This window comes from Tabrizicola sp. (assembly GCF_022842145.1).
In the GTDB taxonomy this organism is placed as follows: domain Bacteria; phylum Pseudomonadota; class Alphaproteobacteria; order Rhodobacterales; family Rhodobacteraceae; genus Tabrizicola.
In genome coordinates this window covers 176,337-200,990 of sequence record NZ_JALHQD010000001.1, presented here as the reverse complement: position 1 = coordinate 200,990, position 24,654 = coordinate 176,337, and the positions used below count along the sequence as shown (strand labels likewise).

Here is a 24,654-nt window from a genome sequence, read left to right as displayed (position 1 = left end):
CCGACAGGGTGTGGCTGCTTGCCTGAAAGGGCGGGGCCATGCGACAGTCGCGGCTCTGGATGCAGGAGGCATTTTCGATGCGCGGGTTTCTGAAGGCGATGGTAGCGGCGGTTGTTCTTGGCTCGACCGGAATGGCGGTGGCACAGGACCTGATCCCAGAGCGGCGCTTCGTGGTGACCCAGGACCAGGACCTGCCGGGGGGCGATGTCGCCAGCGTTTTTGACACCACGATCGAGGCTTGCGAGCGGGCCTGCCTGACCAACGCGCGCTGCACGGGATATGTGTTCAACACGAACAACGGGTCGTGTTTCGTGAAGAACAATCCAGGCGAGGGGGCATTCTTCGCGGGGGCCTACTCGGCCACGGTGATCGAGGCGAATGCGGGTCTGCGGGCGGCGGCGGCGGATCGGCGCAAGGAGTTGGCCTTCCTGCCGGACTGGGACGTGCAGCCGGCCTTCGAGCAGGCCCAGGGGCTTGGTCGGCAGCATACGACGGGTCCCTGGTCGGCCGAAGAACACCTGGCGGCGGCGTCCGAGGCCGAGGGGCGGGGCGACTGGGCTGGCGCGGCGGCCTACACCGGCGCGGCGCTGAACCGGACCGATGACGCCGCGACCTGGGGCGAGTTCGCGCGGCGGCAGTTGCAGGCGGGGATCGCGGATCAGAACCAGTCGGGGTACTTTTTCAGCCAGGCGATGCTGTCGTCGGTGAACGCCTATCTGCGGGCCGAAAACCCGGCGCTGCGCCATACGATCCTGGTGACGATGGCCGACGTCCTGGAGCGGAACGGGCGGGGGCGCGATACCGTTTCTGCTCTGCGTCTGGCGCAAGGCCTGCAGGAGCGGGTGGATACGGCTGCTCTGCTGGATGCGGCGATTGGAAAGTACGGCTTTCGCATTGCCGAGACGCTGGTGCAGTCCGACCTTGCCCGCCCACGAATCTGCGTGACGTTCAGTGAGGATCTGGTGGCCTCGGGCGTCGATTATTCAACCTTCGTTCAGCTGAAGGACTCCGGTCTGACGGTGGAAAACGGCGGCTGGCGGCAGCTTTGCGTCGCGGGGCTGGAGCATGGGAAACGCTACTCCGTCACCTTCCGCGAGGGGCTGCCTGCTGCCGACGGCCAGACGATGGCGAAGTCGGTCGAGATTACGCAATACGTCCGCGACCGGGCTCCGGGGGTGAAGTTCCCGGGCCGTGGCTATGTCCTGCCGAAGGCGGGCGATCCGGCGCTGCCGGTCGAGACGGTGAACACCGAGAAGCTGGACCTGACGCTGTACCGCGTCACCGACCGCAACCTCTTGCGGTCCGTGCAGGACACCTACTTCGGCGCGCCGATCAACGTTTATTCCGAGGAATACTTCGCCGACACGGTGGGCGAGGCGTTGTGGACCGGTACGGCAACGGTCGGGCAGGAGGTCAACAAGGACGTCACCACCCGCCTCCCGCTGGGCGAGGCGCTGAAGGGGCTGCCAGCCGGCATCTACGCCCTGAAGGCCGCGGTGCCGGGGGTGGACCCCTATACCATTCCGCCGGGCTGGCAATGGTTCGTGATCTCGGACCTTGGGGTCACGACGATGTCGGGGGTGGACGGGCTGCATGTCTTCGTTCGGTCGCTCGGCACGGCTGCGGCGAAGCCGGGCGTGACGGTGGAGCTTCTGAACCGGGCCAATACGTTGCTGGGCACGGCCACGACCGATGACCAGGGCTATGCGCGGTTCGACGCGGGCCTGACGCGCGGCATGGCGGGCAGTGCGCCCGCGATGGTCGTGGTGAAGGAAGCCGATCAGGACATCGCCTTCCTGTCGCTGACCGATCCCGAATTCGACCTTTCCGACCGCGGGGTCGAAGGGCGCGAGGCGTCTCCGCCCATCGACGTGTTCGTCACCACCGACCGGGGGGCCTATCGCGCGGGCGGGACGGTCTATGTCACCGCGCTGGCGCGGGATGCGGAACAGGCGGCGGTCGAAGGCTTGCCGCTGACGGCGGTGCTGAAACGCCCGGACGGCGTGGAATACTCGCGGATGCAGGTCAGCGACTTCGGCGCGGGTGGGCATGTCTTCAGCCTGCCCATCGCAGGCTCCGCTCCGCGCGGGGTCTGGCGGCTGGAAATGTTCGCCGATCTGGAAGCCCCGGCTTTGGCGTCCAAGACCTTCCTGGTCGAGGATTTCCTGCCGGAACGCATCGACTTCGACCTGACGATGGCCGATGCGCCGCTGCTGGTCGGCCAGGACTCCTCGGTCGATCTGACCGTGGCCGCGCGCTACCTGTTCGGCGCCCCCGGCGCGGGGCTGGCCATCGAGGGCGAGGTTCTGCTGCGTGCGGCAGACGGCCTGGCGGCCTTCCCGGGCTACGTCTTCGGGCGCCACGACCAGCCGTTCAGTGCGGTGATGGAGGCGCTGAATGGTGGTGAGACGGACGAGGCGGGCAATGCCGTGCTGCCGGTCTATCTGCCGCAGATCGCGGACCCGCACCGCCCGCTGGAAGCCCGCGTGACGATCCGCGTGGCCGAGGGCTCGGGCCGTCCGGTGGAGCGGTCGGTGACCAAGGCGGTCGCCTCGACTGAACCGATGATCGGGGTTAAGCCCCTGTTCGACGGCGTCGCCCCCGAGGGCGGCGAGGCACGGTTCCAGCTTTTGGCAGTCGAGGGCGAGACGCCGGTGGCGCTGCCAGTCAAATGGACCGTGGCCCGCGTACAGTACGACTACCAGTGGTATCAAAGCTACGGCAACTGGAACTGGGAGCCGGTGGTCAGCCGCGAAGTGGTGGCCGAGGGCGAGGCGGTGCTTGGCACGGCTCCGGTCGAAGTCGCGGCGGATGTCAGCTGGGGGACCTATGAGGTTCTGGTGACCGCGGCCGATGGCGGGAAGGCCGCCACGTCGATGGAGTTCTACGCGGGCTGGTATGCGCCTGCGGACGCCTCGGCCACGCCGGACACGCTGGAACTGTCGCTGGACAAGCCGGCCTACAAGCCTGGCGATACCGCGACGTTGCGGATCGTGCCGCGGGCGGCCGGGACGGCGCTGGTGACGGTGCTGTCGAACCGGCTGGTGGCGATGCAGGCCGTGGAAGTGAAAGAGGGCGAGAACTTGATCCAGCTTCCGGTGACGGACGAATGGGGCGCGGGGGTCTATGTGACGGTTTCGGTTTTGCGGCCGATGGACGTGGCGGCGGGGCGGAACCCGGCGCGGGCCCTGGGGCTGACCCATGCTTCCATCGATCCGAGCGCGCGGGCTTTGAAGGCGACGGTCGAAATGGCGGCAGAGGCAGCGCCGCGCGGGCCGCTGGACGTGGCGGTGAAGGTCGAAGGCGTGGCGACGGGCGAGACCGCTTACGTCACCATCGCGGCGGTGGACGTGGGCATCCTGAACCTTACGGGGTTCGAGGCCCCGGATCCGCAGGCGCATTACTTTGGCCAGCGGCGGCTGGGCGTCGGCATCCGCGACATCTATGGCCGGCTGATCGACGGGCTGAACGGCGCGACCGGGGAAGTCCGCTCCGGTGGCGATGCGGGCGCCCAGGCGCGGTTGCAGGCGCCACCCCCCACGGAAGAGCTGGTGGCCTATTTCACCGGCCCGGTCGAGGTTGGCGCGGACGGCTACGCGCGGGCGTCCTTCGATCTGCCGTCGTTCAACGGTACAGTGAAGGTGATGGCTGTGGCATGGTCCAAGACCGGCGTCGGCCAAGCCAGCGCCGATGTGCTGGTCCGCGATCCGGTCGTGGTGACGGCCTCGGTGCCGCGCTTCCTGTCGCCGGGCGACACGTCGCGGCTGCTTCTGGAAGTGGTCCACGCGACCGGGCCGTCGGGGCGGATGAGCCTTGATGTCGTCGCAAATGGGCTAACGCTCGGGACCGTGCCCTCGGGGTTCGATCTGGGCGACAAGGCCAAGGCGGTGTTCGAGGTCCCGGTGACGGCAGGCGCGGTCGGGGTGCAGACCATCGACATCAGCCTGACCACGCCGGACGGGAAGGTCTTGAAGAAGACGCTGTCGGTCCCGGTGCAGGTGAATGACCCCGAGGTCGCGCGGATTTCACGGCTGGAGCTTGCCTCTGGACAGACCTTCACCTTCGACGGCGATGTCTTCGCCGGGTTGGTGGCCGGCTCGGGCAAGGCCACGATGGCAATCGGTCCCCTGGCGCGCCTCAATGCGCCGGGGCTGCTGGCCGCGCTGGACCGCTATCCCTATGGCTGCACGGAACAGATGACCAGCCGGGCGCTGCCGCTGCTCTACTTCGACGAAGTGGCGCGGGTGATGGACCTGGAAGGCGACGCGGAAATCGCGGGCCGGATCAACGAAGCCATCGTCGAGATTCTGGCGAACCAGTCCTCGACCGGCGGGTTCGGGCTCTGGGGGCCGGCAGAGGGTGACTTCTGGCTCGATGCCTATGTCACCGACTTCCTCAGCCGGGCGAAGGCGCAGGGCTACCAGGTGCCCGATGTGGCGTTCAGATCCGCGCTGGCGAACCTGCGGAACCAGGTGAACTACGCGCCGGACTTCAGCGCCGAAACCAACGGCGGCGGCGAGGCGCTAGCCTATGCGCTGATGGTGCTGGCGCGCGAGGGTGCGGCGGCCATTGGCGATCTGCGCTACTATGCCAACGTGAAGGGCGACGATTTTGCCACCCCGCTGGCGATGGGTCAGGTCGGGGCCGCGCTTGCGTCCTACGGCGACCAGGCGCGGGCGGATGCGATGTTCCGCAAGGCCGCGGCAAAGATGGAGTCTTTGCCCCCCGAGCAGGGCCAGATCTGGCGGGTGGACTACGGCACGCGGTACCGCGACACGGCCGCGCTTCTGACGCTGGCGGTCGAGGCAGGATCCAACGCGGTGGACCGCGAGGCGCTGACCGACCGGCTGGCGGCGCAAGGCACGAACCTCTCGACGCAAGAGGCCACCTGGGCGCTGCTGGCGGCGAATGCGCTGATCGACCGGCCCGCGGTGGACGGGCTCACCATTGACGGCCAGCCTGCGTCCGGCCCCCTGGTCCGCGTGCTGGACGCAGACTCGGTGACTCCGGTGGTGGTGAAGAACGACGGGCCGGGTACCACGGTCACCATCACCACCTATGGCGTCCCGTCCGAACCGGAACCGGCGGGTGGCAACGGCTATGCCATCTCCCGCAGCTACTTCACGATGGCCGGTGAGCCTGTGGCCTTGGAGAACGTGGCAGCCGGAACGCGGCTGGTGACGGTGCTGGAAGTGACGCCCTTCGCCTATGGCGAGGCGCGGCTGATGGTCAGCGACCCCCTGCCCGCCGGGTTCGAGATCGACAACCCGAACCTGATGTCGGCAGGCTCGACGTCGGAACTGGGCTGGCTGGACAGCCTGCAGGACGTCGCCCATAGCGAGTTCCGGCAGGACCGCTTCCTGACGGCGGTGGACTGGCGCTCGGACCAGCCGTTCAAGCTGGCCTACGTCGTGCGGGCGGTCAGCCCGGGCACCTTCCACCACGCCGCCGCCTCGGTCGAGGACATGTACCGCCCCGACTTCAGGGCGCGCAGCGAGACGGGCGAGGTCACGATAACCAAGTGACCCCGCTTCGGAGAAAGGCGCGCTTCCGTCTTTTGGCGGTGGCGCTAGGGCACCCTCCTCGAGCACTTCGTGCACTCGTCGGAGGAGCGCGGAGCGAGGAGTGCACGAAGTGCTCGAGGAGCGAACCTCGGTGATGCGCGCGCGTTGGCTTCTGGTGCTTGCCTTGGGTCTCTGGCTTGGCGCCTTTGGCCGCGACCATTTCGACCGGTGGATTGACGCCACGGTCCTGCCGCCGCTGCTGGTCGAGACCTCCATTGAGGTTCTCGACCGCGAGGGCGATCTTCTGCGCGCCTATACCGTGGCCGATGGCCGTTGGCGGCTGGCGCTGCCGCCGGACAAGGTGGACCCGGTCTATCTGCGGATGCTCATGGCCTATGAGGACAGGCGGTTCCGAGACCATTCCGGCGTCGATCCCCGGTCGATGACACGGGCGGTTCTGCAGGCGGTATGGAACGGGCGCGTCGTCTCGGGCGGGTCGACCCTGACGATGCAGGTCGCCCGGCTGTTGGAGGAGGGGACGACCGGCCAAGTTGGCGGCAAGCTGCGGCAGATGCGGGTCGCGCTGGCGCTGGAGCGGCGGCTGTCGAAGGACCAGATCCTGCAGTTGTACCTGCATCTGGCCCCCTTCGGCGGAAACCTCGAAGGCGTGCGGGCGGCCTCGATCAGCTATTTCGGCAAGGAGCCGCGCCGTCTGACCCCGGCCGAGGCAGCCCTTCTGGTGGCGATCCCGCAAAGCCCGGAAAGCCGCCGCCCCGACCGCGCCGCCGACCGGGCCGAGGCGGCGCGGAACCGGGTGCTGGCGCGGGCGGTCGAGGCGGGCGTGATCGACGCCGGCGCGGCAGACGCAGCGCTGCGCGAAGCGGTGCCGGGGCTGCGCAAACCCTTCCCGGCTCTGGCCCCTCATCTGGCTGACCGGGCGAAAGCCGAGCTGCCGACGACCCTGACCCACCACCTGACCCTTGACGGCGATCTGCAGAAGAAGCTGGAGGCGCTTGCGCTGGAAGCCGTCGAGGGCCGCGGCGAAGCGTTGCAGGTGGCGATCCTGGTCGCCGACCATGCCTCGGGCCAGATCCTGGCCTCGGTCGGATCGGCGGGCTACCAGAGCGATCGGCGGCAGGGCTTCGTCGACATGACCCAGGCGCTGCGGTCGCCCGGGTCCACATTGAAGCCCCTGGTCTACGCCTTGGCCTTCGATGAGGGGTTGGGCCATCCCGAGACGATGATCGACGACCGTCCGATGGCTTTCGGCGCCTATGCGCCGCAGAACTTCGACAAGCTTTACCTCGGCACGATCCGGATGCGCGAGGCCTTGCAGCTGTCGCGCAACATCCCGGTCGTGGCGCTGACCGAGGCTTTGGGTCCCGCGAAGCTGATTTCCGCGATGGAGAAGGCGGGAATGCAGCCGGTGTTCCCCGGTGATCAGCCTGGGCTCGCGATTGCCTTGGGCGGGGTCGGGGTGACGCTGTCGGACATGGTGCAGCTTTATGCGACGCTGGCGCGGGGCGGGGTGGCGCGGCCACTGACCTGGCGGCTGGATGCCGAGGTGCCCGAGGGACAGCGCGTGGTGTCCGAGGTCGCGGCCTGGCAGGTGGGCGATATTCTGGCGGGGTTGGCTCCGCCTCCGGGTGCGCCGAGCAATCGGCTGGCCTACAAGACCGGGACGTCCTACGGCCACCGGGACGCCTGGGCGATCGGCTTTGACGGCAAGCACGTGGTCGGGGTCTGGATGGGCCGGGCCGACGGGACGCCGGTGCCGGGGGCCTTCGGGGCGGATGTGGCAGCACCCGTGCTGTTCCAGGCGTTCAACCGGCTGAAGGGGAAGCTCGACCCGCAGCCCGCGGCCCCGGCCTCCACCCTGCTGGTGGCCAATGCAGAATTGCCGCAGCCCTTGCAGCGGTTCCGGTCGCGGTCCGCCGTATTCGCGGCGGATGCCGATGCGCCCGCAGTGGCCTTCCCGCCGGACGGGGCGGAAGTGGAACTGCTTGCGTCCGGACTGAAGGTCCGGGTTACGGGCGGGACGGCACCCTTCACCTGGCTGGCGGACGGCGTGCCGGTGATCGTCGGCATGGACGGGCGCGAGGCGATCCTGGCCCTGCCCGGCGCGGGCTTTGTGACGCTGAGCGTGATCGACGCGGACGGGCGTTCGGCCCGGTCGCAGGTGCAGGTGCGCTGAAGGCAGGGTGGGCGTATCGCCCACCCTACGCCAATCCCGATTGGGTTGATCTGGCGTAACCGGACGACCCATGTCAGCGGTACGTCAGATTGCAGCCCGGGCCGTATCGAGGGCGGTCGCCACGCCCTTCAGGTCCGGATGATCGACGCGCTGGCCGGGTGAGGCGCAGCGCGGGGCTCGTCGTCGACTTTGTCTTTCCTCGCAGGTCCACCGACGAGGAGACGAAGTCGAACGAGGAGGGGTCAGGCGCGCTCGATGGCCAGCGCGATGCCTTGGCCGCCGCCGATGCACATCGTGATCAGCGCGGTGCGGCCGCCGGTCCGTTCCAGCTCATGCAGCGCCTTCACGACCAGGATCGCGCCGGTCGCCCCGACAGGATGACCTAGCGCAATGGCACCGCCATTGGGGTTCACCCGCGCCGGGTCGAGGTCCAGCGCTCGGGAGACGGCAAGGGCCTGGGCGGCAAAGGCCTCGTTGGATTCCACCACGTCGAAGCTGTCGGGCTTGACGCCCAATTTGCGGCACAGCGCCTGCACCGCCGGGATCGGGCCAAGGCCCATGACTTTCGGGTCCACGCCCGCCAGCGCGTATCCCATGATCCGGGCGCGGCTGCCCTTGGCGTCGCGGCTCATTACCAGCGCCGCCGCGCCGTCGTTGATGCCCGAGGCATTGCCCGCCGTCACCGTGCCGTCCTTCTGGAAGGCGGGGCGCAGGCCGGCCAGGGCCTCGGCGCTGGTGGCCTTGGGGTGTTCGTCGGTGGCAAAGGTCGTGGGGCCCTTCTTTCCGCCGATCTCGATGGGGACGATCTGGTCGGCGTAGCGGCCCTCGGCGATTGCCCTTGCCGCGCGGGTCTGGCTTTCCAGCGCGAAGGCGTCCTGGTCCTCGCGGGTAATGCCGTGGGCTGCCGCGACGTTCTCGGCCGTGACGCCCATGTGCCCGGTGCCGAATGGACAGGTCAGCGCGCCGGTCATCATGTCCAAAGCGCGCGTGTCGCCCATCTTCTGACCGAAACGCGCGGCGGGAAGGATGTAGGGCGAGCGGCTCATGCACTCGGCTCCGCCGGCCAAGGCCATTTCGGCGTCTCCCAACATCAGCGCCTGGACGGCAGAGACCACGGCCTGCGCGCCCGAGCCGCAGAGGCGGTTGACGTTCAGTGCCGGCGTCGTCTCGGGGATCCCGGCGTTCATCGCCATGACGCGGGACAGGTACATGTCGCGCGGTTCGGTGTTGATCACGTGGCCCATGACGACCTGGCCGATCTGCGCGCCGTCGACCCCGGCCCGCGCCAGGGCGGCCTTGGCGACATGGGTGGCGATGTCGATCGGGGTTATCGCGGCAAGCGAGCCGCCAAAGCCACCGATGGCGGTGCGGACTGCAGACAGGATGTGGATTTCGGTCATCGGGTCCTCCGGAGGTTTGCCTGCAGTTTGCACGAAGAGAACGCTTCTGGCGACAGGACGTAGCGTCACGGGCGGCATTGACAGTGCCGGACTGCCGGGGGAAGTCAGGCCCACCAGCGGGAGAGCGATTTGAAAGACCTGATCCGGGCGCATGCGGCGCTTCTCTTCGCCGGGGTTGCGACCTTTGTCATGATGGGTGCGGGGCAGGCGCTCTTCGGACCGGCGCTCCCGGTCTATGTGCGCGAGTTCTCGTTGACCGAGGGCGAGGCCGGGCTTTTCGTGGCGCTGCTGTGGGTCGGGTGCTTTCTGGGCGTGGGCTTCATGTATGTCCGCGGCGCGATGATCGGGCCGCGGCACGCATTGGCCGTGATGGCGGCGGGAACCGGGGTGATGGCGCTTGGCACGGGCTGGGTGCTGACGCTGGCGGGGGCAGTGGTCTTCGGGGCGGGCTACGGCATGGCGACCGCAGTGTTCAATCCGCGCGTCATGCGCGCCTTCGGGGCCAGGGGGCCCTCGATGCTGAGCCTTCTGAACGCGACCTTCGGGGTCGGGGCAATCGCGGCACCGCTGGTGTTCGTCTGGCTGGGCAGCAACCCCGCGTGGACCTTCGGCGTGGTCGCGGTGGCACTGTTGGCGACCTGGACGCTTGCGGGTCCCGCCGGGCGCGAGGGCGTCGCGCCGACGGGTCCGGTCAAGCCCTTCCGGCCGGATTGGGCCATCCTGGCTTTCGGAGCTTTCGCCATCGGGATGGAGGTCAGCCTCGCCGGCCTTGGCCCCACCGCGCTGATCCGGGCGGGGGTGGAGGAGACGCGGGCCTCGGAACTCTTGTCGGCGTTCTTCGTCGTCTTCCTTCTGGCCCGTGTGGGCCTGATCTTCATCGCCCACCGGGTGGCACCCTTCGTGCTGTACACGATCGCCATCGGTACGGCCGCCCTCTGTGCCCTGGGCGCGGCACTGCTGTCACCGGCGGTGTTCTTCGTGGCAATGGGAGCCTCGGCCGGGGTATTCTTTCCGGGCTACTACGTGACCGCCAGCGGCAAGATGGGCGAGGACAGCCGGGTGCCGCCGACCATCGTCGCTGCGGGCCTGGTGGGGGCGATCGTGACGCCGCTGATCCTGGCACCCCTGCTCGGCGGCATGGGCGAGCGGGGTTTCTTCTGGATCATCGCCGCGCTGCTTGGGCTGGCCACGATCGCGGCGCTGCTCTCCCTCCGGCGGATGCGGGTCTGACGGGTCCGGTTCTTCAGCCGGGTCCGGCGATCAGCGCCCGGCCTGCCAGGTGGCGATCCAGTCCTGCGGCCAGAGCAGCATCAGCACGTTCAGCGCCAGCCCGTCGCGGATGATCCACATGGTCCCGACTTCGAACAGGATGATGAGCGCGACCGTGACCCAGACCGGCAGCTTCGCCGCCAGCCAGAAGCCCAGGATCATCGCAAAGACATCGAAGACCGTGTTGATCACGCTGTCGCCGTAGTAGTCCAACGAGATCGTCACTGTCCGGTAGCGTTCGATCACCGCGTCGGAATTTTCCACGATCTCCCAGGCGCATTCGACAAGGGTGGCGATGGAAAGCCGCCAGCTGAACGACAGCCGCCGGGCCACCAGCCAAAGCGCGCCGTAGAACAGGAAACCGTGGATGATGTGGCTGGGAGTGTACCAGTCCGACAGGTGCTGCGAGTTCTCGGCGCTGACAACCTGCCCGTGCCAGAGGCTGACATAGCCACACTTGCAGATCGGTTCGCGCCCGATCCACAGCAGGTAGGCGGCCGTAAGAAGGATGATCCCGAGGGTTATCAGGATCGGCGTGAGGCGGTTCTGGGCGCTTGTCGTCATGATCGGCAAGCAATCATGGCCCGCGACGCCGGTAAAGTAGGGTATACCTTGGGCCGCAAGATTTGCGGACCCCTGTGGCGGCGATGCAGGAGACAGGCGATGGACGAGAAGAACCCCTGGCGTTTCGGACCGACGCGGGGCGAGCTTTGGTTCTGGCTTTGGGCCAGCGCCGGGGGCTTTGCACTGATGACCGTCGCACTTGTGGTGCGCGGTGTTCCCGACGGTCCGGCCATCGCCGAGGTGGTCGGACTGGCAACGGTGGTCTTCGGCTATCTCGGCGGCCGGTCGGTCAAGCGCCTGATCCGGCGCGAGCATCCCTAAGCGGCATCAGCCGTTCCGGAACAGCATTGGTTGTGGGCCGGGAAGCTTCTTGCGACCCTGGGGCGTCAGAAGCGCCGCCTCGCGTCCTTCGATCACCACGGCCGACAATGGCCCGCCATAGGCCGCACCGCTGTCAAGGTTGATGCGGTTGCCGTAATGCGTGGCCTCGTTGATGGCCGTATGACCGTGGACGACCAGGGGGCCGAAGCTGGCGACCTCGATCAGAAAGACGTCGCGGATCCAGACCAGATCGGTTTCGATCTGCTGGTCCAGAGCCACGCCGGGACGCAGGCCGGCATGGACGAAAAGGCAGTCCACGGCGTGGTGCATCGAGGGTAGCGACGACAGGTAGTCGCGGTGCGCTTGCGGGACGGCGGCGACAGCATCGGCATGAACCTTCGGGATCGGCCGGTCCGCGGCCTTTGCCACCCCGTAAGAGGCAAGCGTCGCCGGACCGCCCAGTTTGGGGTGAAGCCAGCCGAGGTCCGCGCGCAGGCCGGGCTCCTGCTCCATCGGGTCGTTCAGAAAGCGGGTGAACATCCGGTCATGGTTGCCCTTCAGAACCACCCAGTCCTCGCCTGCGGCCTGGCCCTGGCTGAGGTAGTCGATCACCCCCCGGCTGTCGGGGCCACGGTCGACAAGGTCGCCGACGTGCACAATCTGCCCTGGCCCGTGCTTGGCCATGTCGTCCGCGATCAGCGCATGCGCGGCTTTCAGAAGCTTCAGATGCCCGTGGATGTCGCCGATGGCGTAAAGATGCATGCGTCGGTCCCTGTGGCTGACCCCGGAGGGTTTCACACCCTCCGGACCACCCGTGGGATATTTGTGCAAAGATGAAAGGGCAAGAGCCAGGCTTCCGGGCCAGACTTCTGGGTCAGCCTTCCGGATCGGGCAGCATCCGGTAGCTGTCAAAGGCGATGTCGCCCGACCAGCGCCACATAGCGAGGAAACCGTCGGGCCCCGCGCGCATGGCGTGAGGCAGGTTCGGCGGGTGGTGGATGGCCTTGCCCGCGCTGACCGGGAAGCGCCCGTCGCCGGCCTGCCATTGGGCGGTGCCGGCGAGGATCGTGTAGGTCTCCGCCGCCTCATGAGCGTGCAGGGGATAATAGCTGCCAGCGGCCTGATAGAAGAGGCCTAAAAGCAGGCTTTCGGAGGGGATTGCCGCGCCAGGGCCAATAAGCGTGACGATGGACTTGATCGCGCGGAGGCTGGTGGGCTGGAGGGAAGCGGCTGGGCTGTCCTGCCAAGGAAGCCCGACGTGCGCGTCGTGGATCAACCGGGCGGCACGATGGGCATTTGTCAGACCGGCCGTGCTCAGGATCCCTGGAGAGAGGGCGGAGGGCGATTGGCGCGGAAAGTCAGTGTCCGCGGCCGCGCGCAGGGTTTCAGCGGCGACCTGCGCCTCATGCCGTGGCTCTGTGGCCGTCAGGTCCGCAAGGGCATGGAGGAGCGGCGACAGGTTCATGGTGCCTCGGCCAGGCGGGATGCCCGGCCGAGGCAGGGTGGGTCAGGCGACGTCGAACTGCAAGGCTTTGACCTGCGAGAACATGCCCGTACCCTCCAGTGTGTCGATCACGCGTGGGTCGATGGGCTGGTCAAGATACAGGATCGCGATGGCGTCCTGGCCCACGCCCGAGCGCCCGAGGGTGAAGTTCGCGATGTTCACGTTGTTCTTGCCCATCGTCATGCCGAGAAGGCCGATGATGCCCGGCACATCCTCGTTCGTGGTGTACAGCATGTGCTGCCCGATCTCGGCGTCGATGTTGATGCCCTTGATCTGGATGAAGCGCGGCTTACCATCGCTGAAGCAGGTGCCCGCCACCGACCGTTCGCGCTTGTCCGTCACCATCGTGACCTTGATGTAGGCGTCGAACACCCCGGTCTTTTCCTGCCGGGTGGTAGAGATCTGGATGCCCTTGTCCTTGGCGACCACGGGGGCCGAGACGAGGTTGACGTCCGGATTATGCGCCTTCAGCACCCCCGCGATCACCGCCTGGTTCAGCGCGGCAAGGTTCATCTCGGCCACGGTGCCGTCATAAAGGATGTTGATCGCCTTGATCGGCTCGTCGGTCATCTGGCCGATGAAGCTGCCCAGATGCGAGGCAAGCTTGATCCACGGGCCCATCACGGCGGCCTCTTCGGCGGTGACGTTGGGCATGTTCAGCGCGTTCTGCACCGCCCCGGTCAGCAGGTAGTCCGACATCTGTTCGGCCACCTGCAGCGCGACATTCTCCTGCGCTTCGGTCGTGGAAGCGCCGAGGTGCGGGGTGCAGACGACATTCGGGTGGTTGAAAAGCGGGCTCTCGGTGGCGGGTTCGACTTCGAAGACGTCCAGCGCGGCACCCGCGATGTGGCCCGCGTTCAGGGCGTCAAGGAGAGCCGCTTCGTCGATCAGACCGCCCCGGGCGCAGTTGATGATGCGGACGCCCTTCTTCGTTTTGGCAAGATTCTCACGGTTCAGGATGTTGCGCGTCTTGTCGGTCAAGGGCACGTGCAGGGTGATGAAGTCCGCGCGGGCGAGAAGGTCGTCGAGGTCGACCTTGGTGACGCCCAACTGCTTGGCGCGTTCGTCGGACAGGAAGGGATCATAGGCGATGACTTTCATGTGCAGGCCGACAGCGCGGTCGCAGACGATCCCGCCAATGTTGCCCGCTCCGATCACGCCGAGGGTCTTGTTGAACAGCTCAACGCCCAGAAACTTGGACTTTTCCCACTTCCCGGCATGGGTGGAGGCGTTGGCTTCGGGGATTTGCCGGGCAACAGCGAACATCATGGCGATGGCATGTTCCGCCGTGGTGATGGAGTTGCCGAAGGGCGTGTTCATCACGATGACGCCCTTCTTCGAGGCCGCCGGGATATCGACGTTGTCCACGCCGATCCCGGCGCGGCCGATGACCTTCAGGCGGGTGGCTTTCTCCAGAAGCTTCTCGGTGGCCTTGGTGGCCGAGCGGATGGCAAGCCCGTCATACTGGTCGATGACGGCAGCGAGGGCGTCCTTGTCCTTGCCAAGCTTCGGCAGGTAGTCGACCTCGACCCCGCGGTCGCGGAAGATCTGGACGGCGGTTTCGGAGAGTTCGTCGGATACGAGAACGCGTGGCATCGGGATGCTCCTGATTTGGGGGAAGGTGGGCGGATCGCCCACCTTGCGAATGGGGGTTCTGTAGGGTGGGCGATCCGCCCACCGCCCTTTCAGGCAGCTTGTGCCAGTGCCGCGATCTCGGCCGCGAAGGCGTGCGCGATCCAGGGCATCAGGTCCTGCACGTCCGCCGTCTCGACCGTAGAGCCGCACCAGATGCGGAGGCCCGGAGGTGCATCGCGGTAAGCTCCCATGTCGAAGCCTGCACCCGCCTTCTCGATCCGCTTTGCGACCGCCTTGGCAAAGGCCTCGCCGTCGGTGATGCGCGGATCGGTGAACTTGAGGCACACGCTGGTGGTCGAGGCCGTCGCCGGGTCATCGGCGAGGTTCGCGATCCAGGGGTTCTGGGCGCAGAAGTCGTGGACGACCTTGGCATTGGCGTTGGCGCGGGCGATCAACCCCTTCAGCCCGCCCACCGACTTCGCCCATTTCAGCGCGACGAGGTAATCCTCGTTTGCCAGCATGGACGGGGTGTTGATCGTCTCACCTGCGAAGATGCCTTCGATCAGCTTGCCCTTGGCGGTCAGCCGGAAAATCTTCGGCAGCGGCCAGGCGGGGACATAGGTCTCCAGCCGTTCGACGGCGCGGGGCGACAGGATGATCACGCCATGCGCGCCCTCGCCGCCCAGGACCTTCTGCCAGGAGAAGGTGGTGACGTCCAATTTGTCCCAGGGCAGGTCCATCGCAAAGGCGGCACTGGTCGCGTCGCAGATCGTCAGGCCCGCGCGGGTCGCTGGGATCGCATCGCCGTTCGGCAGTCGGACGCCAGAGGTGGTGCCGTTCCAGGTGAAGACCACGTCCTTGTCGAAGTCCACGTCGCGGAAGTCCACGATCTGCCCATAGGGCGCGATCCGCACCTTGGCATCCAGTTTCAGCTGCTTCACCGCGTCGGTGACCCAGCCCTCGCCGAAGCTTTCCCAGGCCAGCATCTCCACGGGACGGGCGCCCAGCAGCGACCACATCGCCATCTCGACAGCGCCGGTGTCGGACGCCGGAACGATGCCGATCCGGTAGTCGGCAGGAACGCCGAGGATTTCGCGGGTGCGGTCGATCGCCTCTTTCAGCTTGGCCTTGCCGACGGCGGCACGGTGCGAGCGGCCCAGGGGCGCATCGCCAAGCATATCAAGGGAATAACCGGGGATCTTGGCGCAGGGGCCAGAAGAGAAGCGCGGATTGGCCGGGCGCTTGGCCGGCGGGGTCAGGTCTGTCATGGTAGCCTTCCAGCTAAAAGCCCTTCGTTGGGGAAGGGTGTCCCGCCGCCTTGGCTAAAGACCCGCCCGCTCTGGTGCAAGCGGAAAAATCGCGCTAATGCGCCGCATCGTCGCGAAAAAGCGACGCCTCTGTTCACTATCGGAAACCCGCCCATGTTCGTTGCCACTCTGCTGACCAACCCCGAAACCCCGGTGCTGGAGCGGGTGACGGTGGAATCCCTCCGCAATGCCTGGGGTGGCGGTGCGGCGCGCTGGCTTGACCCCGGTGTAGCGGCGGAATTCGATCTGGACCGGGTACCAGACAACCGCTGGGAGGTCTGGGAAGGTCTGCAGGCCCTGCGCGTCGACTTGGCGGTGCAGGAGGCCGAGGGACGCAGGAAGCGTCTGCTGATCGCCGACATGGACTCGACGATGATCCGGCAGGAATGCATCGACGAGCTGGCCGACGAAGCCGGGGTCGGCGCGCGCGTGGCGGACATCACTGCGCGGGCAATGAATGGTGAGCTCGACTTCGAAGCTGCGCTGCGCGAGCGGGTCGGCCTCCTGAAAGGCCTGCCCGAGGGCGTGATCGCCCGGGTGCTCCGCGACCGGATCACGCTGATGCCGGGGGGGCAGGTGCTTCTGGCGACGATGAAGGCGAACGGGGCCTATGCGGCGCTGGTGTCGGGCGGCTTCACGGCGTTCACCAAAGCTGTAGCGGATCAGCTTGGGTTCGACGAGAACCGGGCCAACCTCCTGCATCTGGCTTCAGGCAGGCTCGCCGGGACGGTGGCAGAGCCGATTCTTGGCAAGGAAGCGAAGCTGCAGGCCCTGCAAGAGATCACTGCCCGGTTGGGGATCACTCCCACCCAGTCGCTGGCGGTTGGCGATGGGGCCAATGACCTGCCGATGTTGCTGGCCGCGGGGACCGGTGTGGCGCTGCACGCCAAGCCCACGGTTCAGGCGCAGTGCGAAGTCCGCGTCAACCACGGCGATCTGACGGCGCTGCTGTACCTGCAGGGCTATTCGCGCGACGAGTTCGCCCCGGTCTGACAGTCGGATCAAGCTGAGCGCGTTCCGCGCAGGTCTTTCCTCTCGTCGTCGGCCTTCGCCTCCTCCTCGGATGATCGGGGGTTCGCGAACCGGTGGCCAACCCGTCGATAAACTCAGGACATCTGGCGAAGAGTCCGACTTTTCCACCTCGGACCGGCTACCCCTTGCCCCCGGTGCCCGATGCGGCGAGAAAGCGCGGCCATGTTCGAAGTCGCCACGCATCTTGCCCTCCTCCTGATCCTCGCCGCCTTCTGCGCCGGGTTCATCGACAGCATTGCGGGTGGAGGCGGGCTGATCTCGGTCCCGGCCCTGCTGCTGGCGGGAGCGTCCCCGGTCGAAGCGCTGGCGACGAACAAGTTGCAGGGGACCTTTGGCTCCGCGACCGCGATGCTGGCCTATGCGCGTGCCGGTCACGTACGGCCGCAGGATCAGCTTGGCATGGCCGCGATCAGTGCGGTCTTCGGCGGCCTGGGCGCCTTGGTGGCGCATCTGATCCCGGCCGAGGTCTTGCGGATCATCATGCCGGTGGTGTTGATCGGCGTCGCGGCGTTCTTCGCGCTGAAGCCGGGCCTCACCGACGACACAAAGGCCGAGCGGATGAAGCCTGCGGTCTTTGCGGTGACTCTGGTTCCAGCAGTGGCGGCCTATGACGGGTTTTTCGGGCCGGGCACCGGGTCGTTCTTCATGATGGGGTTCGTGCTTTTGGCCGGGTATGGCGTCCTCAAAGCCACGGCGCACACCAAGATGCTGAACTTTGCCTCGAACCTTGGCAGCCTTCTGGTCTTCGTCTTCTCGGGCGCGACCTGGTGGGGCGTGGGGCTTGCGATGGCCGTGGGGCAGATCGCGGGGGCCGCTCTGGGTGCCCGGCTGGCAATGCGCGTCGGGGCGCGGCTCATCAAGCCGCTCTTGGTGGTGGTGTCGTCGGGAATGGCCCTGCGGCTTCTGTGGCAGGCGCTGGGCTAGGCACCCCACCCGGCGGACTGCATCTCGCGCAGGCGGCTGGCGGTGCGTTCGAACTCGAAGGAGCCTTCGCCCTCTATATACAGCCGTTCAGGCGCTTCGGCGGCGGAGGCGATCAGGCGGACCTTGGCTTCGTACAAGGCGTCGATCAGGATCACGAAGCGTTTCGCCTCGTTGTAGTTGGCCGAAGACAGCTGCGGAATGTCTTCCAGGATCAGCACCCGGACCGCGCGGGCGATGGCGAGGTAGTCGGCGGGACCGAGGGGTTTCGAGCAGAGGTCCCAGAAGCTGGACCGCCCGACCCCGTTGGAGAAGCGGGGCAGGGTGACCTGGCGGCTGTTCACCTCCAGGGTCAGAGGTTGGTCGGGCGCGCCGCCGGTCAGGTCGCTCCAGATCGCGGCGATCTGGGTGGTGGCGGACCGGGCCGGGTGGAAGTAGACCTGCGCGCCCTGCAGGCGGTGCTGGCGGTAGTCGGTGGGGCTTTCCAGTTCGACGACCTCCAGCCGGTCTTCCAGCATGGCGATGAAGGGCAGGAAGATCCCGCGGTTGAGGCCGTCCTTGTAAAGGTCGCCGGGCGGGCGGTTCGAAGTGGTGACGACCACGATCCCGGCGGCGAAGAGCTTCTCGAAGAGGCGGCCCACGATCATCGCGTCGGTGATGTCTGTGATCTGCATCTCGTCGAAGGCGAGGAGCCTCAGGTCGCGGATGATCTCGTCGGCGACGGGGGTGAGGGGGTCTTCGACGCCAGTCTGCCGGGCCGCGTGCATCCCCTTGTGGACGTCCTGCATGAAGGCGTGGAAGTGGACGCGGCGTTTCTGGGGGATCTGGGTCGCATCGGTGAAGAGGTCCATCAGCATGGACTTCCCCCGCCCGACGCCGCCCCAGAGATAAAGGCCGCGGGGGGGCTGGATCGGCTTGGCGAAGAGGCCGGCGAAGAGGCCGACCTTGCGGGTCGCGTTCGCTTCCAGCCAGGCGCGGAGGTCCTCCATCCGGGGGAGGAGGGCGTGCTGGGCGGGGTCGGCCCTGAGGGAGCCTTCGCCCACGCGGGCCTCGTAGATCTCGGTCAGGGTCTGGCGCATGGGGAAGGAGTAGCGGGGCGGGGGTGGGGGCCGCAAGGGCTTCCGGCCCTGCCCGCGCGTGGGCAGGTTAGGGAGGGTTGGGATTTCAAGGGGTTGGCTGTGGGCGTTAGGGGGGTGTTAACTGAGGTGGGGGAGGGTGGGAAACGTGGGTCCCCGCTTTCGCGGGGATGGCAGTTTTGCGCAAGACGCATCCGTTGGATCGCCAGCCTTGCCCGGAATCAAGGGCGAAGCCCGCCGGGCAGCGCCCGACCGCCCCCTCGGGCGGGCGCTTTGCTGACGGTGCCAGCAGAAGTCCTGTGGATGTGCTTGGAGCCATAAAGCGCGTCATTCGGGCGGCGGTCGCCCACCCGGCGGTCGGGCGCTGCCTTGTGTTGCGCGGCGGTGGTGCGCTTTGTCGCCACCGTGCGACTTGACAAGTTTTCGGGAGAGCCGGGCTGAAGCCCGACCTACGGGTTGGTCGCGGGTTCTGCGGGGGCTTCGCCTTCGGTGGGGGCGGCGGCCTCGCCTTCCGCCAGGGCCGCCGGAGCCTCCGGGGGGGCCGTCAGGATGCCGTTCTGCCAGATGCCCTCGGCCACCTCGCCGGACGCGTAGGTCAGCTTCCCCTGGCCCTCGCGCTTTCCGGCTTTGAACAGGCCCTCGTAGATGTCGCCCTCGGGGTAGGTGGCCACGCCTTGGCCCTCGATCTGGCCGGCGACCCAGGTGCCGGCGTATTTGAATCCGTCGGTGGTGGAAAACTCACCCTGGCCATCCCGCAACCCGGCCTTGAAGTCGCCCTTGTAGAGGCTGCCGTCAGGGTAGACCGCAGAGCCGACGCCTTGCCGCTGGCCTGAAACCCAGTTGCCTTCGTAGCGGTAGCCGTCGGGGTAGGTCATCACGCCTGTGCCCTCGGGCTTGGCCTGCTTGAACGACCCCTCGTAGACGCGGCCGTCGGTGTAGGTGGCGCGGCCCTGGCCCTCAATCACCCCCGCCAGCCAGTTGCCCTGGTAGGTGGAGCCGTCGGGATAGGTGATGGCACCCTGGCCGTTCGGCTGGTCTGCCTTCATCGCGCCGATGTAGACCGAGCCGTCGGGGTAGGTGATTGACCCCGTGCCCTCCATCCGGCCTTCGACCCAGGTGCCTTCGTACTTGAAGCCGTCGGGGCTGGTGAAGGTGCCGCGGCCCTGGCGGCGGTCCTTGGTCCAGGTGCCGGTGTAGATGTCGCCGGACTTGTGGGTCAGTTTGCCCTGGCCGTCGCGGAGGCCGTCCTTGAAGCTGCCCTCGTAGACGTCGCCGTTGGGCTGGGTCAGCATGCCCGCGCCGTTGATCTGGCCTTCGGACCAGTCGCCCTGATAGGTCAGGCCATCGGGCATGGTGAGCTTGCCCTTGCCTGACCGCTGGCCCTTGACCAGCGCGCCTTCATAGGTCGCGCCGTCGGGGTAGGTGATGCGGCCCTGGCCTTCCTTGACGCCCAGGACCCAGTCGCCGTCATAGGTATAGCCCGACGGGTTGGTCAGCTTGCCCTTGCCGTTGTGGGTGCCCTTGACGAAGCTGCCTTCGTAGACCGAGCCATTGGCATAGGTCGCCTTGCCCGCCCCGGTCATCTGGCCCTGGACCCACTCGCCCTCGTAGACCCGGCCATCGGGCGAGGTGATCTTGCCTTTGCCCTCGGGCTGGCCCTTCACGAAGCTGCCTTCGTAGACCGATCCGTTGGGGTAGCGCGCGGTGCCGACGCCGATGATTTCGCCGTTCACCCACTCGCCGGAATAGGTGAAACCCGAGGGAAGCCGGTAGGTCCCCATCCCGTGCTGGCGCCCGTTCTGGAAGGTGCCCTCGTAGACCGAGCCGTCGTCGTATTGCTTGGTGATGATGTCGCCGTCCTGCGCCTGCGCGGGGAGGGCGAGGGCGGCGAGGAGGAGGGCGGTCGGCAGGCGCATGGGCGAATCCCTCGGGTGATTGGCGGGCAGGGTAAGGGGGCGCTTGGAGTGTGACAAGGATTTGACGGTCAAAGGCTTGGGAGGGGCTGGAAACACTTTCCCTTGGGGCGTGGTTTGGTAGAAGGAGAGGATATAGTGGGGGCCGGGCCATGACCGACACGTTCAAGATGATGCTGGCGCAGCTGAACCCGGTGGTGGGCGACATCGCGGGGAATGTGGCGAAGGCCAGGGGCGCGTGGGATGCGGGCCGGGCGGCGGGTGCTGACATGGTCGCGCTGACCGAGATGTTCGTCACCGGCTACCAGACCCAGGACCTGATCCTGAAGCCCGCCTTCGTTGCGGCTGCCGTGGCGGCGGTGGAGCGTTTGGCGGTGGACTGCGCGGACGGCCCGGCACTGGGGATCGGCGGGCCGGTGCCCCATGGCGGCAGGCTTTACAATGGCTATTACGTGCTGGAGGGCGGGCGGGTGCATGCCCGCGTGTTGAAGCACCATCTGCCGAACGATGCGGTCTTTGACGAGAAGCGGGTCTTCGCCTCGGCCGATGTGCATGGGCCTTATGTGGTGAAGGGCGTGCGGATCGGGACTCCGATCTGCGAGGACGCCTGGCATCCGGATGTGGCCGAGACCCTGGCCGAGACGGGGGCGGAGATCCTGCTGATCCCCAATGGGTCTCCGTACCACCGGGGCAAGCCCAATCTGCGGCTGAACCTGATGGTGAGCCGGGTGATCGAGACGGGGTTGCCGCTGGTCTACCTGAACATGGTGGGCGGGCAGGATGACCAGGTGTTCGATGGCTCGTCGATGGTGCTGAACCCGGGCGGGCGGCTGGCGGCGCAGCTGCCGCAGTTCGATGAGTGCGAGGTGATGGTCACCTTCCGGCGCGGGGCTGAGGGGTGGGAGGCGGATCAGGGGGAGATCAGTGAGCTTCCGCCGATTGGCGAGGCGGATTACCGGGCCTGCGTGATGGCCTTGGGCGATTACATGCGGAAGACCGGGTTCAAGAAGGCTTTGCTGGGACTGTCGGGCGGGATCGACAGTGCCATCGTCGCGGCGATGGCGGTGGACGCCTTGGGGCCGGAGAACGTGCGTTGCGTGATGCTGCCGTCGGAGTTCACCTCACCTGAGTCGCTTGAACTGGCGACGGCGGCGGCGAAGGCGCTGGGGTGCCGCTATGACTCGGTGCCGATCACCGGGGCGCAGGCGGCGGTGGGCGAGGCTTTGGCGCCCTTGTTCGCGGGGACCGAGCCGGGGATCACCGAGGAGAACATCCAGTCGCGCCTGCGGGGCGTGATGCTGATGGCGCTGTCGAACAAGTTTGGCGAGATGCTGCTGACGACCGGCAACAAGTCCGAGATGGCGGTGGGCTATTGCACGATCTACGGCGACATGAACGGGGGCTATAACCCGGTCAAGGACATGTACAAGACGCGGATGTTCCTGACGGCCCGGTGGCGGAACGAGCATCATCGGGTGTGGATGAAGGGCCCGCCGGGCGAGGTCATTCCGGAGCGGATCATCTCGCGGCCCCCCAGTGCCGAACTGCGGGCGAACCAGCGCGACGACGACAGCCTGCCGCCCTATGAGGTGCTGGACGCGATCCTGGAGTGTCTGGTCGAGAAAGAGATGGCGGTGGCCGAGATCGTGGCGCTGGGGTTCGACCGGGCCGTGGTCAAGAAGGTCGAGCACCTCCTTTACCTCGCGGAGTACAAGCGTTTCCAGTCGGCCCCCGGCGTGCGGCTGACGCAGAAGGCCTTCTGGCTGGACCGCCGCTACCCCATCGTCAACCGCTGGCGCGATGACGGCTGAGCCCCGATGACTGCGGAAATCGTCGTCGTCAATTTCTACACCCTGCGCGACCCGGACGGCTTCGAGCGGGCGCTGCGGGTGCTGGTGCCGCGGGTGCGGCTGCAGGGCCACGAGGGGCTGCGGAGCTATCGCTTCCTAGGCTCGGGTCCCAGGGAGCGGCGGCTGGTGGCGATCTACGAGGGGCCGACAGCCTGGGTCGGGCACCACGCCCGGATCATGGCCTGGCCCGAGATGGTGGCCCTGCGCGCGGCGGCGCGGCTGGCGCGGACCGATCTTTACGGGCCCCTGACGCCACCGATGCAGGTCTGGATCGACGAGATGGGACTGGGCCGCAAGCTGCGCCATCAGGGCGAAAGCGTCGGCGGCTTCCGGCGCTGATCAGAAGAAGGGATGCGGGCCGGGGAAGTCTCCGACCGGCTGGAAGTGGGTGGTCAGGCGTCCGCCGCTCCAGTGGTGCATGAGGAAGGCCGCAGGCTCGGTGACAGAGGCCGGTTCGGCACCGGGCGCAAGACGCAAGGCAAGGCTGGTCGCGGTGGCAGGTGCGGTCAGGGCGGGGCGGCCCGCGAACTCGGTCAGGGTGAAGCGGTGGACATGACCTGCCAGGACGCGGATCACCTGCGGGTGGCGGTGGATCACCTGCGCAAGGAGGTCTTCGCCAAAGCAGCGGTAGTCGTCGATATAGCCGATGCCCGTGGTGAAGGGCGGCTGGTGCAGCATGACCATCGTGGGGGTATCGCGCGCGGCGGCAAGCACGCGGTCCAGCCAGTCCACATGGGACGCTTCGATCCGCCCGTGATGCTGGCCGGGAACGGTGACGTCCAGCCCGACGACGCGGACGGAGCCCTCGGCAACCGCATGGAGCGGGCCGGTATCCGGAAGGGACACCAGGTTCGGGAGCTGTGACAGCGCGGCCCGGAAGCCTTCGCGGTCGTCATGGTTGCCGGGGATCGCAAGGATCGGGCAGGGCAGCTTTCCCAGGAGTTCACAGGCCAGAGCGTAGCTTTCGGCATCGCCATGTTCGGTCACGTCACCTGAAAGGATCACTAGGTCCGGCCCGAAGCTGGCCGCCTGCGCCAAGGCCTCGGGAAAGCGGGGGGTGGTGTCGAGCACGGACTGGTACAGCGTGCCGGGCGGGCAGAGATGCGGGTCGGAAAGATGGGCGATCAGCATGCACGCGTCCCACTGAGATCGGGGGTAGGGTGGGCGATATCGCCCACCCTACGCTTGGGTCGCGCGTCAGACTTCCGTCACGGCGCATTCCGGCAGAAGGCGCATCACGTCTTCGGGGCGGCAGAGCTGAGTGGCATCGGTCGTCACGGCGGCAGAGGCGGCAGCAGACCCCATCGCCAGCGCCTCGGCGTGGGACTGGCCGCGCGACAGGGCCAGAACGAAGGCGGCGACGAAGCTGTCGCCCGCGCCGACGGTGGACTTCACCCGCACCTTGGCGGCCCTGGAGAACAGCCGCTGGTCGGCATCGGCCAGCACGTTGCCCTCGGCCCCGCGGGCGATGATCACGATCTTGGCCACGCCCCTGCGGACCAGGGACTGCGCGAACTCGGCGGTGTCGGCGAGGGTGGGCAGGGGTTTGCCGGCAAGCTCTTCGCCCTCTGGTCCGTCCATCCGCAGGACTTCGAGCCCGGGGATCGGGTTTCGGATCGCCTCGGTCAGGGTAGCGCCGGAGGTGTCGAGGACCACGCGCGCCTCGGGCATCGAGGCCGCAAGCTGGGCGGGGAAATCGACCGGCACGCCGGGGGGCTGGCTGCCCGAGATCACCGACAACCCGCCGGGTCGCGCGGTGGCGCGGAGGAGGGTGAAGACACGCGCACGCTCGGCCTCGCCCCAGACCGGGCCGGGGAGCATGAAGCGGTATTGCTTGCCGGTTGTCGCCTCATTCACCGTCAGCGACTGCCGTGTCTCGCCGGGGCCGAGGATGGAGAGGAAGGTCACGCCTTCGCCCCGGATCAGGCCCGCCAGCCTGTCGCCGGTCAGCCCGCCGATGGCGACAAGGGCAAGGCTGTCGCCCCCCAGCGCCTTGATCGCACGGCTGACGTTCAGGCCGCCACCGCCGGGGTCGAGCATCGGCTCGGTGCAGCGCAGTTTGTGGCCGGGGGTCAGCTCGTGCACCTCGGTCGCCATGTCGAGCGCGGGGTTGAGCGTGAGGGTAAGGATCGGAAGCTGGGACATGCGGCACCTGTGGCTGTTACCGCTATCATAAGGGCTTCCACCAGAAATGGAACTGCCCCCGGACGAGGGGACGCCGGGG

18 protein-coding genes are annotated in these 24,654 nt (G+C 67.4%); 8 read left to right on the top strand and 10 right to left on the bottom strand.

Annotation, left to right across the window (positions count from 1 at the left end; genetic code table 11):
• Positions 1-38 precede the first annotated feature (38 nt).
• On the top strand, positions 39-5,525 hold the full coding sequence (locus tag Q0C42_RS00995; protein WP_295070703.1) for an alpha-2-macroglobulin family protein: 5,487 nt from the start codon (positions 39-41) through the stop codon (positions 5,523-5,525).
• Positions 5,526-5,655: 130 nt separating this feature from the next.
• A complete protein-coding gene (gene pbpC, locus Q0C42_RS00990) occupies positions 5,656-7,698 on the top strand; it encodes a penicillin-binding protein 1C (protein WP_295072783.1) in 2,043 nt (680 codons plus the stop codon).
• A gap of 242 nt (positions 7,699-7,940) precedes the next feature.
• Here pbpC and bktB read toward each other — a convergent pair whose 3' ends face one another.
• A complete protein-coding gene (gene bktB, locus Q0C42_RS00985; protein ID WP_295070700.1) occupies positions 7,941-9,098 on the bottom strand; it encodes a beta-ketothiolase BktB in 1,158 nt (385 codons plus the stop codon).
• A gap of 129 nt (positions 9,099-9,227) precedes the next feature.
• Here bktB and Q0C42_RS00980 point away from each other — a divergent pair, with 129 nt between their 5' ends.
• The gene (locus tag Q0C42_RS00980) at positions 9,228-10,328 is read left to right on the top strand and encodes a sugar MFS transporter (RefSeq protein WP_295070697.1); all 1,101 of its coding nucleotides are present in this window, start codon (positions 9,228-9,230) and stop codon (positions 10,326-10,328) included.
• A 30-nt stretch (positions 10,329-10,358) separates the two neighbouring features.
• Here the strand turns inward: Q0C42_RS00980 and Q0C42_RS00975 are convergent, their stop codons facing one another.
• On the bottom strand, positions 10,359-10,931 hold the full coding sequence (locus Q0C42_RS00975) for a DUF2585 domain-containing protein (RefSeq protein ID WP_295070696.1): 573 nt from the start codon (positions 10,929-10,931) through the stop codon (positions 10,359-10,361).
• Positions 10,932-11,030: 99 nt separating this feature from the next.
• Here Q0C42_RS00975 and Q0C42_RS00970 point away from each other — a divergent pair, with 99 nt between their 5' ends.
• Complete coding sequence (locus tag Q0C42_RS00970) at positions 11,031-11,252, top strand: hypothetical protein (protein WP_295070692.1); 222 nt, start codon at positions 11,031-11,033, stop codon at positions 11,250-11,252.
• A gap of 6 nt (positions 11,253-11,258) precedes the next feature.
• On the opposite strand, the gene Q0C42_RS00965 is transcribed toward Q0C42_RS00970, so the two are convergent.
• The 4 genes from Q0C42_RS00965 to Q0C42_RS00950 form a co-directional block, all read right to left on the bottom strand.
• Entirely contained in the window at positions 11,259-12,014 is a 756-nt protein-coding gene (locus Q0C42_RS00965; protein WP_295070690.1) for a metallophosphoesterase family protein, read from the bottom strand.
• A gap of 112 nt (positions 12,015-12,126) precedes the next feature.
• On the bottom strand, positions 12,127-12,717 hold the full coding sequence (locus Q0C42_RS00960; protein ID WP_295070687.1) for a dimethylsulfonioproprionate lyase family protein: 591 nt from the start codon (positions 12,715-12,717) through the stop codon (positions 12,127-12,129).
• Positions 12,718-12,759: 42 nt separating this feature from the next.
• Positions 12,760-14,352 carry a phosphoglycerate dehydrogenase gene (gene serA, locus Q0C42_RS00955; RefSeq protein ID WP_295070684.1) on the bottom strand — a complete coding sequence of 531 codons (1,593 nt, stop codon included), beginning with the start codon at positions 14,350-14,352 and terminating at the stop codon, positions 12,760-12,762.
• A gap of 89 nt (positions 14,353-14,441) precedes the next feature.
• Positions 14,442-15,599 carry a phosphoserine transaminase gene (locus Q0C42_RS00950; RefSeq protein WP_295070681.1) on the bottom strand — a complete coding sequence of 386 codons (1,158 nt, stop codon included), beginning with the start codon at positions 15,597-15,599 and terminating at the stop codon, positions 14,442-14,444.
• A gap of 153 nt (positions 15,600-15,752) precedes the next feature.
• Between Q0C42_RS00950 and serB the strand changes: the two genes are divergently transcribed.
• The gene (gene serB, locus Q0C42_RS00945) at positions 15,753-16,631 is read left to right on the top strand and encodes a phosphoserine phosphatase SerB (RefSeq protein WP_295070678.1); all 879 of its coding nucleotides are present in this window, start codon (positions 15,753-15,755) and stop codon (positions 16,629-16,631) included.
• A gap of 201 nt (positions 16,632-16,832) precedes the next feature.
• On the top strand, positions 16,833-17,594 hold the full coding sequence (locus tag Q0C42_RS00940) for a TSUP family transporter (protein ID WP_295070674.1): 762 nt from the start codon (positions 16,833-16,835) through the stop codon (positions 17,592-17,594).
• Here the strand turns inward: Q0C42_RS00940 and zapE are convergent.
• Together zapE and Q0C42_RS00930 are read right to left on the bottom strand one after the other, a co-directional pair.
• Complete coding sequence (zapE, locus tag Q0C42_RS00935) at positions 17,591-18,670, bottom strand: cell division protein ZapE (RefSeq protein ID WP_295070672.1); 1,080 nt, start codon at positions 18,668-18,670, stop codon at positions 17,591-17,593. The two genes, Q0C42_RS00940 and zapE, sit on opposite strands and share 4 nt — an antisense overlap.
• A gap of 446 nt (positions 18,671-19,116) precedes the next feature.
• Positions 19,117-20,583, bottom strand: a complete 1,467-nt coding sequence (locus Q0C42_RS00930; protein WP_295070669.1) for a 2-isopropylmalate synthase — start codon at positions 20,581-20,583, stop codon at positions 19,117-19,119.
• 149 nt (positions 20,584-20,732) lie between these two features.
• Between Q0C42_RS00930 and Q0C42_RS00925 the strand changes: the two genes are divergently transcribed.
• Positions 20,733-22,391 carry an NAD+ synthase gene (locus Q0C42_RS00925; RefSeq protein ID WP_295070666.1) on the top strand — a complete coding sequence of 553 codons (1,659 nt, stop codon included), beginning with the start codon at positions 20,733-20,735 and terminating at the stop codon, positions 22,389-22,391.
• Between the two features lie 6 nt (positions 22,392-22,397).
• Positions 22,398-22,769 (top strand): hypothetical protein, encoded by a 372-nt coding sequence (locus Q0C42_RS00920; RefSeq protein WP_295070663.1) that lies wholly within the window; start codon positions 22,398-22,400, stop codon positions 22,767-22,769.
• Here Q0C42_RS00920 and Q0C42_RS00915 read toward each other — a convergent pair whose 3' ends face one another.
• Together Q0C42_RS00915 and Q0C42_RS00910 are read right to left on the bottom strand one after the other, a co-directional pair.
• Complete coding sequence (locus Q0C42_RS00915) at positions 22,770-23,561, bottom strand: phosphodiesterase (RefSeq protein WP_295070662.1); 792 nt, start codon at positions 23,559-23,561, stop codon at positions 22,770-22,772.
• A 66-nt stretch (positions 23,562-23,627) separates the two neighbouring features.
• A complete protein-coding gene (locus tag Q0C42_RS00910) occupies positions 23,628-24,575 on the bottom strand; it encodes a 1-phosphofructokinase family hexose kinase (protein WP_295070659.1) in 948 nt (315 codons plus the stop codon).
• Between the last annotated feature and the right edge of the window lie 79 nt (positions 24,576-24,654).